The organism is Wolbachia endosymbiont of Drosophila tsacasi (assembly GCF_028982115.1).
In the GTDB taxonomy this organism is placed as follows: domain Bacteria; phylum Pseudomonadota; class Alphaproteobacteria; order Rickettsiales; family Anaplasmataceae; genus Wolbachia; species Wolbachia pipientis_B.
In genome coordinates, this window is record NZ_JAPQLJ010000042.1 from 47,796 (window position 1) to 60,505 (window position 12,710).

At 35.7% G+C, this 12,710-nt stretch carries 8 protein-coding genes and 2 pseudogenes; 4 read left to right on the forward strand and 6 right to left on the reverse strand.

What is annotated here, in order from left to right; all coding sequences use genetic code 11:
- Positions 1-14: 14 nt before the first annotated feature.
- Positions 15-353 (forward strand): outer membrane protein assembly factor BamE, encoded by a 339-nt coding sequence (locus OZD70_RS02885; protein WP_182183145.1) that lies wholly within the window; start codon positions 15-17, stop codon positions 351-353.
- A gap of 230 nt (positions 354-583) precedes the next feature.
- On the opposite strand, the gene OZD70_RS02890 is transcribed toward OZD70_RS02885, so the two are convergent.
- A complete protein-coding gene (locus tag OZD70_RS02890; protein WP_275020756.1) occupies positions 584-1,210 on the reverse strand; it encodes a hypothetical protein in 627 nt (208 codons plus the stop codon).
- A 171-nt stretch (positions 1,211-1,381) separates the two neighbouring features.
- Between OZD70_RS02890 and OZD70_RS02895 the strand changes: the two are divergent.
- A pseudogene (locus OZD70_RS02895) lies at positions 1,382-2,134 on the forward strand (PDDEXK nuclease domain-containing protein); the annotation flags it as partial.
- A gap of 31 nt (positions 2,135-2,165) precedes the next feature.
- A complete protein-coding gene (recO, locus tag OZD70_RS02900; protein ID WP_182183150.1) occupies positions 2,166-2,888 on the forward strand; it encodes a DNA repair protein RecO in 723 nt (240 codons plus the stop codon).
- A 144-nt stretch (positions 2,889-3,032) separates the two neighbouring features.
- Here the strand turns inward: recO and OZD70_RS02905 are convergent, their stop codons facing one another.
- The 5 genes and pseudogenes from OZD70_RS02905 to OZD70_RS02925 all read right to left on the reverse strand — a co-directional run.
- Positions 3,033-4,415 carry a PleD family two-component system response regulator gene (locus OZD70_RS02905; protein WP_275020760.1) on the reverse strand — a complete coding sequence of 461 codons (1,383 nt, stop codon included), beginning with the start codon at positions 4,413-4,415 and terminating at the stop codon, positions 3,033-3,035.
- Positions 4,387-4,683 carry a Sec-independent protein translocase subunit TatB gene (gene tatB, locus OZD70_RS05905; RefSeq protein ID WP_182183153.1) on the reverse strand — a complete coding sequence of 99 codons (297 nt, stop codon included), beginning with the start codon at positions 4,681-4,683 and terminating at the stop codon, positions 4,387-4,389. The genes OZD70_RS02905 and tatB overlap by 29 nt, the downstream gene beginning before the upstream one ends.
- A 5-nt stretch (positions 4,684-4,688) precedes the next feature.
- Complete coding sequence (locus OZD70_RS02915) at positions 4,689-9,422, reverse strand: NAD-glutamate dehydrogenase (protein WP_275020764.1); 4,734 nt, start codon at positions 9,420-9,422, stop codon at positions 4,689-4,691.
- A 27-nt stretch (positions 9,423-9,449) separates the two neighbouring features.
- On the reverse strand, positions 9,450-12,104 hold the full coding sequence (clpB, locus tag OZD70_RS02920; protein ID WP_275020771.1) for an ATP-dependent chaperone ClpB: 2,655 nt from the start codon (positions 12,102-12,104) through the stop codon (positions 9,450-9,452).
- A gap of 119 nt (positions 12,105-12,223) precedes the next feature.
- A pseudogene (locus tag OZD70_RS02925) lies at positions 12,224-12,373 on the reverse strand (transposase); the annotation flags it as partial.
- Between OZD70_RS02925 and OZD70_RS02930 the strand changes: the two are divergent.
- Positions 12,355-12,489, forward strand: a complete 135-nt coding sequence (locus tag OZD70_RS02930) for a hypothetical protein (protein WP_275020766.1) — start codon at positions 12,355-12,357, stop codon at positions 12,487-12,489. The pseudogene OZD70_RS02925 and the gene OZD70_RS02930 sit on opposite strands and share 19 nt — an antisense overlap.
- The last annotated feature ends 221 nt before the right edge of the window (positions 12,490-12,710 follow it).

Here is a 12,710-nt window from a genome sequence, read left to right on the forward strand (position 1 = left end):
ATTTATCAACAGAAATGCGAGTATTAATATCTTTTATTTTATTATTTACAGTGAGCTGCACACACACTATTCACAACCACGGAGCTCCTGGCATTAGTGTTGAATTGTGGAGCAAGATAGAAGCAGGTGACGATAAAGAAAAAGTGGTTCACACTTTAGGATCACCAACATTAGTATCAAAGTTCGATGACAATGTTTGGTACTATGTCTCATATAAAATTAAACAAGCTAACTTCTTAGGAAAAAGGAAGTATAGCAGTAAGTCTCTGCAAATTTCGTTCGATCAGAACGGTAAAGTTGCAGATACAAAAGAAACTGACATCTTAGAGAGATCTTTGGCTGTTCTTGATTGAAAATCTGCTGACTACAGAGTTTTTCCCGCCCTTCTTTGTCATCCAAGAACCGTATTACGTCATCCCAGTGCCCAGACACTGGGATCTATTTTTTTCTGGATGCCAGTGTCACGCACTGGTATGACAAGAAAGGAGCGCTGGAATGATAATGTGAAGTGTCTACTTCTGTCATCCAAGTAGCCTGACTACTTGGATGACAGAAGGTAATATAAGAGGTCTATTGTAAGATTTTACCCATTTAGAATAAAGTCTAATGTTACTTCACGCCAAATGTGGTGGTACTGAGTAGGCAAGCCAGTCAATGGGCTACATTTATATACTGCACGCATTGCGTTATCTGCTATCGACCTGAAAAGTGGATTATTTCGATAGGAATCACTGTCTGCTACATCGGCCATAATTATCTCGCCTTGACTGGATAATAATAAGTTAATTTTTATATTAAAATTTTCTTTGTAAGCTATGCTTTCAGGAATGCTCCAGCATTTTGTAAGTTTGTCTCTTATAGAGTTAATAATTTCTGTTACAACTAATTCATCCTTTTCATTCTCAACGCTTTTTTCGTTTCCTATTTCATTTTTTGCCTCTCTAACATCCCTTCTTAATTTCTTCCCTACACTTTTTTTTCTTCTTGGAACTGGAATGAATTCTTTACCCTCGTTAATAATGACTTCTTCTTGCATCTCGATAATTTGCCTCGGTTGTGCTACAACAGTGTGCTCAACTGTTTCTTTTTTCCTTTGTGGTATAGGAACAACTGACGTATCATTCGTTTGGGCTTTTGTTGAAGGTAACGAAAAAAGCAGAAAACAACATAAAGATAAAAAAAGAATGTAATTAGAATAGAAAAAACGCATATGTTAAGCAGCTTGTTTTACTGGTTTAAAGCTAATATTGCACATAAAGTCAATATATTTTAGTTGATGGACGAGTTTGAAGTAAACAAGGAATCCCTTCAAAGTTGCAGGCAAGCAAAAGATTGTCTTCTCAACAGACAAAGGAATTGTATAATGGATTAAAGGAACCGTATGACAAAAATTATAGCAAAAGAATATACAGAATTTTTAGAGCAGTTGAAAGATCGTATTGCAACAAGCCGTTATAAGGCAGCAAGAACAGTAAATAAAGAACTGCTACTGCTTTATCATTATATTGGAACGCGGATTCTAGAAAAACAAAAGAGTCAGGGTTGGGGAGCTAAAGTAATTGAGCAGTTAAGTAGAGACTTAAAGGCTGAATTCCCGGAAATGAAAGGATTTGGTATTGCTAACTTGCATAATATGAGGCGTTTTGCGGAGATTTATCCTAATCCTGAATTTCTCCAGCAAGTTGCTGGAATATTACCATGGTATCATCATGTCGTTTTAATGGAGCGAGTAAAAGATCACGAAGCAAGGCTATTTTATATAAGAAATGCTTCAGAGTATGGTTGGTCACGCGCTATAATGATACATCAAATAGAACTTGGCCTTCATAAACGGCAAGGTAAAGCAATTACAAATTTTAAAGAAAAACTGCCTTATCCAACATCAGATCTAGCAAATCAAACTCTTAAGGATCCATATATTTTTGATTTTTTAAGTATAGGTAAGGATGCTCATGAAAGAGAAGTAGAAAAAGGACTCGTAGGACATATGGAAAAATTTCTGTTAGAACTCGGTGAAGGATTTGCTTTTGTTGGCAGACAATTTCATTTAGATGTTGGAGATGAAGACTTTTATATTGATTTATTATTCTACCATTTAAAATTACGTTGCTTTATAGTGATTGAGTTGAAAGATACTATAATATCATACGGTCAATATACTCTAAATGAGATGGAAAGATGAAGGCATCATTATAGCTGCTAAAAAATACGGCGATAAAAACTTAATTCTTTCTCTGTTTACAAAAAATCATGGAAAGCGCAGGGGATTAATTAAGCTAACAAACAATAGCAATTATAAGTTTCAGATAAGTAATCTATTACATGCAGAATGGAGTGCTAAGTTACCTGAAAATCTAGGTTTTTTAAAGTGCGAATTAATTGAATCTCCATTCCATCATTTCTTTCAAGATAGGTTAAAAAGCATTACTATTGTCTCTTTTTCCTCTATTTTAGAAAAAGTGCTTCCAGAAAGTGAACCCTGTGCCGTACTGTATGACAATTTTCGATATTTCATCGATGTAATTAAACACAACAATCAGTCTTGGCAAAGCCATTATCTTAACTTAGAGCTTCTGCTTCTTACGCAATTGGGATTCAAGTTAGACTTATCCAAATGTGCTGTAACAGGTGTTAAGGAAAACTTACAATTTATTTCTCCAAAAACTGGTAGAGCAGTGTCAAAAAAAGCAGGAGATTATTATGCAGATAAACTCCTACCTTTTCCACAAATGTTGCATGATGTATACAATAATAACCTACAAAACAGCTACTCATTTCAAGAATTTCAGTTAGGACTGAAAGTCACAGGATATTTTTTAAATAAGTATCTATTTTTGCAGTTAAACATGAAATTTCCAGAGCTGAGAAACCTCATGTTGTTGCTTTAACCTTAGTTATCATCTTTTTGAAATCATTTCAGAAATCTATAGCTAACCTAAGCAACACGTCATACCGCGATTCATTCGCGGTATCTCAGCATAGATTCCGCTAACGAGTAGCGGAATGACGGTTGTCGGTAAACTTAAGCCACTTTAGCTATAGCCAGTAACCACTCTATTTCTACCACTGTTTTTTGCCTTATATAAATATTTGTCAGCACGTACTATAAATTTTTTAATATCGTCAAGGTCAGATCCTTGCATTTCTGCAATTCCAATGCTCACAGTTATGTTATGGGTTGTATTTTTGTCCGCAAGTATAAAAGGTTCTTTAGCAATAATTTTTCGTATTCTCTCCGCAATAGTATACGCATCTGATACATTGGTATCTGGCATTACAACAACAAACTCCTCACCACCAAACCTAGCTAGTAAATCTGTCACTCTGATATTTTCAGAAATTCTTTTCTGTACTTGCTTTAAAAGTTCATCTCCAGCACTATGCCCAAAACTGTCATTCACCATCTTAAAATAGTCTATATCAAGTATCATAAGAGACAACCTTCTATCCTTTTCCACAGAGTCCTTAACAATGTTTCTTAAGTGTGCATCAAAATATCTTCTATTATAACAGTTAGTTAATGGGTCCTTTATAGACATTTCCGCATTATTAAATAAATTCATTCTCAAGGCATCTTGATATCTTTTGCGTTTTACTTGCGAATTAACCCTTGCTATTAACTCACCCTCATCCAAAGGTACTGTTAAATAATCATTAGCACCTACATCAAGTGCTTTTACTAAATTGTTTTTATCATAATCCTCAGAAAGAATCAGAATTGGTGTATAGCGTGTTTCTACTTTACCACGAAACTCAGAACACAAACGCAGGCCGTCAGTTTTTGAAAACTGCATATCAGAAATGATCAGGTCGTAATTATTCTTAATACCAACCTTTAATGCCTCCACTGGATCACTCAGTATTTTAATTGACCTAAAGCGGTGCTTTAGTACATTATATATCTGCTCTGCTTGAAAGACATCTTCATCTACAACAAGTATGTTAGCATCAAAAATCTGATTAGAATAATCCATAATACTGTTTCCTGCTACTCCGCCAATCTCAGCGTTGGGTTCTCCTCTTAAACGCAATTCATCTATAATCATTTTTAAGCGCGTGAGAGACTTGATCCTTGCAGATAAAGCAGTTTCGTCTATTGGTTTAGTCAAAAAATCATCTGCACCAGCATTAATGCCCTGTACTCTATCATGAGCGTCATGCAGCGCAGTTACCATAATTATTGGAACATGGGTTGTCAAGGGATCATTCTTTAGCTCCTTACAAACTTCAAAGCCATTCATTTTTGGCATCATAATATCGAGTAATATAATATCGGGCTGCTGTTTTGCTACTAAATCCATGGCTTCCTCACCATCATAGGCCACGATAACCGTATAGTACTCTGCTTTTAGTCGAGCTTCTAAAAGCTTAACATTACATAGTACATCATCTACTACTAGGATCTTTGCTGTCATTATCTTTGGATGTATTATCTATATCGTAAGTAGGATAAAGCTTACCATTTTTACCAACTATGTAATTTACTTTCTCAGTATTACACTCTTTGTATAAGTCTTCAATTCCTGCGTCTTTCAATAACCTCCTAGCTTTTGATTTTATAATCATAAGATACTTATATGTATTCCTAATAAGATCAATAAATACAGGCACCTTATTTCTATCAAGAACAATTATGCTCACTAAAGCAACGACCAAAATTTCTGAAAGACCTATATTAAACATTTTTCCTATGAAGCAAGTACTTTAATCCTCCTGATTATAAATATTAATTTGCTTAAATCAAGTTTAGAAGCAACCATCTCATCTAAAAAACTATTATAACGTTCTATGTAGTCCTTATCATTACAAGCCCAGGTTTGAACCTTATCTTTGGGGTTATCAGTAGCTTTTATGACTTCAACAGCTAGCTTGTGATGGTAATTGCTTAAATCGTCCAATAAATCATTAACTAAGCTGCGATCCCAATAAGAAGAGCGGCTTTTCATCTTGATGGCAATTGTTCTAATCAGATCGAATCTTAACAGCGACTTTAACTCAAAGTATATTTTACTAGCATCAAGAATGGACAAAGATGTCTGTTCAGCAACAGATATAATGTCCAGTGCATAAGCAAGAACGCATAGATCAGCAACTTTTTTTGCTAGATCTTTATTTATATTAAGTTCTACTAAAGAAGTTGTTTCATGGCTATAGACCTTTAATAGGTGTTCATCTAAAACATCAGTTAAGTTCTGGCCTAAAGTTTCAATTGCATCTTTAAATTTTGTAACATCATCCAACTCTACAAAGCTAAGCTTGCCAAGATTTTTCACTAACCAAAACGATACTCTGCCAATAAATTTCTGCACGTTCCTCACTATTTGTAAGTATGAGTTAACATCAATTTTTCCATCCAATTCATCAATTTTCTGCCACAGGCTGTTTAAATCATACAGGTGGTTAACAACAATATATATGTTAACCGCTTCTTGTACCTTAATTCCAGTGTTCTCAGCCAAATTATTGATGAATATACAGCCCATTCTATTCACTACATCATTTGCAATGCAAGTAGAGATAATTTCTCTACGAAGTTGGTGTTTTAATATGAAATCCTTAAACTTTGTTATCATCTTTTTAGGAAAATAACCTAGCAAGTAGTCATTAGATATAAGATCTTTTTCAGGCAGATCGGAATGTATAATTTCATTTTTTATTGCCGTTCTAGCATAAGACATTAGAATAGAAAGCTGAGGAGAACTGAAACCTTCTGCACCAGTTAACATCCTTGCTATCTCCTCTTCAGTTGGAAGAAATTCTACGCTCCGGTTTAACAGCCCAGATTTTTCTAAACTGAGCAGTAACCTGTGGTGCTGCTCCAATCTCTCTTTAGCTTGCAAACACTCAAGAAGTAATGCTTTTGTTTCAATTCTGTTGTGGCTCTCAAGCACCTTGGATGCAACTTCGTCTACCATACTTGCCAGTATTTCATTCCTTTTTTCTAAAGAAACACCCCCTGCTTTCATAGCTGAAACAAATGCAATCTTGATGTTAACTTCAAGGTCCGAACATGTCACTCCGGCTGAATTATCAACAAAATCTGCATTGATATATCCACCCCTTTCAGCATATTCTATTCTTCCAAGCTGTGTGCATCCTAAATTTCCGCCTTCTATAAACATAGAAGCTCTAATATCTTTACCATTTACTCTCAGCTCATCGTTTGCTTTGTCACCGACCATGCTATGATTTTCACTCTTTGCCTTAACAAACGTGCCAATTCCTCCATTCCATATGAAATCCACTTCTGCTTTGAGTAGATATTTAATCAAATCACTTGGAGGTAGTATATCTTCTGTTATATCAAAGCATTTTTTTATTTCTTGAGAAATGTTTACTTGCTTGCTGCTACGCTCAAATACTCCTCCACCCTTAGAAATCAAATCTTTGTTATAATCCATCCAAGTTGAAAATGGTAACTCAAAGAGGCGTTTACGCTCTGTGAAACTCTTTTCTGCATCAGGATTTGGGTCAATAAAAATATGCATATGGTTAAATGCGCCGATTAAATGTATGTTTTTTGAAAGCAGCATACCATTTCCAAATAAGTCGCCAGCCATATCCCCAATTCCAATAACAGTTGCATCCTGGTAAATATCCTTATTCATTTTCCAAAAATGCCTCTGCGCTGCAATCCATGCACCTCTGGCTGTAATACCCATCTTTTTGTGGTCATAACCTACTGATCCACCAGATGCAAATGCATCACCAAGCCAAAAATTGTATTCAGAGGCTATTTGGTTGGCATAATCAGAAAATGAAGCAGTGCCTTTATCAGCAGCAACTACGAGATATGGATCATCTTCATCATACCTAATCACATTCTCTGGTGGAATTATTTTACCATTAACTACATTATCAGTAATGTCAAGCATTCCCCTGATAAAACTCTTATAGCATTCAACACCTTTCTCTCTTAAAGTATCTTTGTCTTTATAAACTTGCTTAATTACAAATCCACCCTTTGCGCCAACAGGTACAATAACCGCATTTTTTGTCATCTGAGCTTTCATGAGCCCCAAAACTTCAGTGCGAAAATCTTCCGTCCTATCCGACCACCTTAAGCCACCACGGGCTAATTTTCCGCCTCTTAGATGTATTCCCTCAAAAAGATTTGAATAAATATACAATTCACGATATGGACGAGGATCAGGCAAACCATTTATTTTATTTGAGTCAAATTTTATAGATAAGCAGGGTTTATTATCTTGATAATAACTGGTCCTCAAAATAGCCATTATCAAGTTAAATATCGAGCGCAAAACGTAATCATGTGAAACATTGCTGATCTCTTTTAGAAGTTCCTCAATTTTTTCTCTGAAAATGTCCGTGGTTTCTGTTCTATCAATGTCTATGTTAGGATCAAATCTTGCATGAAATAGTTGTATCAAATACTTTACTATTTTTGGATACTCTGAGACTACCTTTTGGATATATTCTGGATTGTAGTTAAATGACGTCTGCTTTAGGTAAGCACTTAACGCTCTAACCAGAAGCACTTCTTTCCACTCCAGTCCAGCAATAATGACCAAACTATTGAAATAATCATTTTTAATTTCCTTTCTAAACACTTTCGCAAGTGTTATTTCAAATTGCTCTTTTAGAGTAATGTTGTTTATTAATTCATCGACTCTTGACAACACAAAATGGTGTATCCATATTCCGCCGTTAATTTCTATGTAATAGCCATTATGAGATAGAATCTTAGCTCCCAAATTCTTAGTAATTCTTAATATCTTCGATAATTCAAGACCTCCATTGCTCGAAGTGTAAACCTTTAATTGATAATTAAGATTGTCACGAGTAAGTCTTAAATCGACCTCGCTAACTCCTTTTTTCCTCACTATCTCCAATTTTTTCATATCGTAATATGCGTCATGAGGTTCGAAACTCTCTTGATAGCTTATTGGAAATGCCTTGCAATAACGGATGAATATATCCTCAACAGTACTAAAAGTATTATATAAATTGTCTATAAAACGATCTTCCCACTTTTCCGTAATGTTCCTTAATTTGTTTTCGATACGCAAAACTTCATCATCAGGAACACTAGCATTTTTGGTCTTTAGCACTACATGCAATTTCATCAAATCATATTCATTGATAATGTGATTGTTATAAATATCTGAACTTTCTGCACTTGTCTCATCCTTCAATATGTCACGTATCTTGAACATTAGCCTAGCGCTAGCATAACGCATTGGTATCAGCACTATGCAACTAATAAAATCCCCTACTCTTCTTAAAAATAATCTGACCCTTGGCCTAATCGCAAGAGATATGATCAAAATGCAAATTTTAAATAATTCGTCTTCATTTGATTGGAATAATTCATCACAAGAGAATGCTTGTAAAATAGAAATTAAAGCTTTGTTATTGTGGCCCCCGGTTACAAACCCTGCATTTTTTTCTATAACTTTAACTTTATCTCTTATTATTGGAATAGTTTGAATATCTTGGACCTCTGCTACAGAAGTAAATAGCCCGAAAAAACGCCGTTCCTTTACTACATTACCCTGGTCATCAAATTCTTTTACTCCTATACAATTCATGTATGTACGCCGATGGACTATTGAGATTAGATCTGATCTCAATATGTATAGGGAATCAAGGTTTGCAGAAGGAATCAACGTACTTTGACCTACTCTTATCAGGCCAAGGGCCTTTTTGCTATCACAGACAAGTTTTTCATCTTTACCAGCAATATATTCTTGATAACCTAGAAATATGAAGTTATTATTCTTTAACCAAACTAGAAAATCTTTTTGCTCTTGATTTCGGTCTGATGTCATTCCAGTGCATGACCACGTGTCCTTTTCCTGGATCCCAGCTGGGATGACAGAAAGACTTGCCTCATCAAGTTTCTTGAGCATTAAGTGCCAATCTTTCACAACGCAATTAACTGCTTTCAGCGTTTTTTGTAGAGATTCTTTTAATGTATCAACAAAACTGTCACTTATACCTTTGATAATTACATATATAACCGACTCTTTGACTCCATTGCTTTCTTCCAAAGAGTAAATCTCATCTATTAGGCCCTCTTTTCTTTTAATGTTAATTATGCTGTTGCTGTAATAGCATATGGTTAAATTGTGCGATTTAATAGTTGCAATAACAGAATCAACCAAAAATGGCATATCATCGTTTGTTATCTTAATCGTGGTAAAATTGCCTTCTATTCCTGGTATATCATCTATATTGCCTACTACTAACTTACTTTCATCTTTCTCTTTTTGAGAAACAAAATTGTAAGCATCGTTTACAATATATAGCAAAAACTTATCGTTGGCTTTGAGGTCGCTTTTATAAACAAAACTATAAAAATACTTAATAAATTTTTTATTTTTTTCTTTATCTTGCTGATTTTCTTGATCAACTAACTTAAATAAAGACTCAGTGTCAACATTATGATCTATACACATTTTTTTTAATAAAAATACACAGTGAACTTAAACCTTTTTAACTAAGATTTCATCATCAAGAGCGTACACTATTAGCTCATCATTTTCTATTACTTCCCCTGATAAAACTAATTTAGCTAAATTATTTTGAATACACTCTTGTATAACCCTTTTTAAGGGCCTTGCTCCATATTCAGGGTCATAGCCAGTTTGTGTTATTAGTTCTTTAGCTTCCTGTGACAAACTTATACTCAGTTTACGCTTAGCAAGTGTTTTTTGTAAACAAGAAAATTGAACATCTATAATTTTATAGATGTCATCTCTGGTTAAACTGTGGAATATAATAATTTCATCCAGCCTGTTTAAAAATTCTGGACGAAATGCTGATTTAACTATTTGCATCACTTCGCTTTTTACAGAGCTAGCAACTCCTCCTTCCGATGTCATTCCAGCGCGTGACGCTGGCTGGATTCCAGTGTCAAGCACTGGGATAACAGGGAGTATAGGTCTATTTTCTGCTCCCCCTTTAAGCATTATCTCAGCACCAAGGTTAGAAGTTAAAATCAGTATGGTATTGTGAAAATCAACTAATTTGCCATGACTATCAGTGAGTCTACCCTCATCCAAGATTTGCAGCAATAGATTAAATATATCTGTATTTGCCTTCTCTATTTCATCAAACAGAATAACCTGATATGGCCTTCTTCTTACTGCTTCGGTTAATCTGCCACCTTGCTCATAGCCAACATACCCTGGAGGCGCGCCAATTAGCTTTGAAACAGAATGTTTTTCCATATATTCTGACATATCAAAACGCAAAAGCGCTGATTGATCGTCAAACAGAAATTCAGCAAGGGCTTTTGCCAGTTCTGTTTTTCCAACCCCGGTTGGGCCTAAGAATAAAAATGAACCGAAAGGTCGATTAGTATCTTGCACACCAGAGCGAGAGCGCCTAACTGCGTTACTTATTGCTTCTATCGCAGCTTTTTGCCCTATTACTCTTCTTCCTATTTCATTCTCCATGTTAAGAAGTTTTTCCTTTTCGCTGTGCATCATGTTATCAACTGGAATTCCTGTCCACTTTGAAACAATGTTTGCAATATCACCTCCAGTCACTTCTTTCTTTAAGAAACTATCAGTAACCTTTTCCTGATTTTTTAATTCATTCTCAAGCTGAGGGATCACACCATACATCAGCTCTCCTGCTTTTCCTAAATTTCCACTCCGCTGAGTCAATTCCAGCTCTTTTCTGGCGTTATCTAATTTTTCAACTGTTTCTTGTATTCTAGCTATTTTATTCTTTTCCATCTGCCATTTGCTGTTCAAGTCAGCAAATTTACTGTTTAGATTTTCGATCTCTTCATTTATCTTTTTTAAACGCTGTTTAGAATTTTCATCACTTTCTTTTTTTAGAGCTTCTGCTTCAATCTTTAGCTGTATAACCTTTCTCTCAAGTTCATCAATAACTTCAGGCTTGCTATCCATTTCAATTCTCACCCTACTTGCTGCTTCATCAATCAAATCAATTGCTTTATCAGGCAAAAACCTATCTGTTATATATCTATTGGACAACGTTGCAGCAGCAATTATTGCACCGTCTGTAATTCTTATACCATGATGCACTTCATATCTTTCCTTCAAACCCCTGAGTATTGAAATGGTATCAGTTTCAGTTGGTTGAGAGATAAACACAGGCTGGAAACGCCGTGCAAGTGCAGGATCTTTTTCTATATGTTCACGATATTCGTCTAAAGTTGTGGCTCCTATACAGCGAATTTCTCCACGCGCAAGAGCAGGCTTCAGCAGATTCGAGGCATCCATTGCACCACTTGTTGCTCCTGCTCCAACTAAAGTATGAAGCTCATCTATAAACAAGATAACTTTTCCCTCTGTTTTTGAAATTTCATTAATCACTGCTTTTAACCTTTCTTCAAATTCTCCTCTAAACTTCGTTCCAGCGATTAAGCTACCCAAATCCAAAGCTAAAACCTTTGCATCACGCAAACCAAGTGGCACATCGTTTGCAACAATTCTGTTTGCAAGCCCCTCGACTATTGCAGTTTTTCCAACACCAGGTTCACCTATCAGCACTGGATTATTTTTTGTCCGCCTCAGTGATACCTGCATAGTTCTTCTGATCTCTTCATCACGACCAATTACAGGATCAAGCTTGCCTTGCATAGCAAGCTCTGTAACATCTTTTGTATATTTCTTTGCCGCGTTTAATTTTTCCTCACTGTTTGGCGAGTCCGCACTGCTGCCTTTTCTCATTTCTGCAATAACTGAGTTCAGTTTTTGTGGAGTCACACCATTCTCTGCCAGAATTTTGCCTACAGTATCATCTTTTTGTGCAATGAGGCCCTGCAGTAAACGCTCAACGGCAACAAACGAATCTTTATTCCTCCGAGCAATACCAATTGAATCTTCAAAAACTTTTGCTATTTCTTTTGAAAGTTGAAGGCCACCACTTCCTGGCCCTTCAATTACTGGCAACCTTTTTATTGCGCTATCCACAGCATCAGAAATACTTTGCACATTTCCACCACAAGCGTTTATCAAATCCTGAACTAAACCTAATTCATCCTCAAGCATTACTTTTAGTAAATGCTCAGGCATAAAAATCTGATGCCCAGCTCCCAACGCTTTCATCTGAGCACTTTGAATTAGACTTTTTGCTTTTTCAGTAAATTTATTTAAGTCCATAACACCAGTTAAATCCGTATTTGCTGATGTATATAACAACTGATTTCATAAATTTAAACCTAAAGTTGTTTATTGTTAGATATGGTCTGCAAAAATTTAAAACTTTCTTAAGAACCTGTTTAAAATCTTCGTAAAGAGAAATGAAGGAGGACAATCATTTGCAAGCTGGTATTGAGTTTACGTTCGCAATTTTTCCACAATCGCCTACATTTTTCTAACCAAGCAAAAGAGCGCTCAACGATCCATCTCTTTGACAATACAACAAAGGTCACTGGGATCCAGAAAAAAGAATGATGTCATGAAAGTAGCCCCTTTTTTGTCATCCCAGTGCCTTGACTACTTGGATCCAGGAAACTTAACTCTACACCAAGTAAATGTACAATAAGAACTAGATTCCAGCGTCACGCGCTGGAATGACACCTGTATTTCTCTTTACCATCAATCCCTACTCTTTAATGTCATACCAGTACCTCTTTTTCTTGTCATCCCAGCTCCTCTATGATGTCATCCCAGTGCCCAGACACTGGGATCCAGGAAACTTAACTTTAAATAAGTAGCTGCATAATAAAGACTAGATTTCAGCGTCACGCGCTGGAATGACACCTG

Bases quoted from the DNA above. Each gene is read 5' to 3' on its own strand.
- OZD70_RS02885 (WP_182183145.1), top strand. From the start codon at position 15: ATGCGAGTATTAATATCTTTTATTTTATTATTTACAGTGAGCTGCACA.
- OZD70_RS02890 (WP_275020756.1), bottom strand. From the start codon at position 1,210: ATGCGTTTTTTCTATTCTAATTACATTCTTTTTTTATCTTTATGTTGT.
- recO (WP_182183150.1), top strand. From the start codon at position 2,166: ATGAGATGGAAAGATGAAGGCATCATTATAGCTGCTAAAAAATACGGC.
- OZD70_RS02905 (WP_275020760.1), bottom strand. From the start codon at position 4,415: ATGACAGCAAAGATCCTAGTAGTAGATGATGTACTATGTAATGTTAAG.
- tatB (WP_182183153.1), bottom strand. From the start codon at position 4,683: ATGTTTAATATAGGTCTTTCAGAAATTTTGGTCGTTGCTTTAGTGAGC.
- OZD70_RS02915 (WP_275020764.1), bottom strand. From the start codon at position 9,422: ATGTGTATAGATCATAATGTTGACACTGAGTCTTTATTTAAGTTAGTT.
- clpB (WP_275020771.1), bottom strand. From the start codon at position 12,104: ATGGACTTAAATAAATTTACTGAAAAAGCAAAAAGTCTAATTCAAAGT.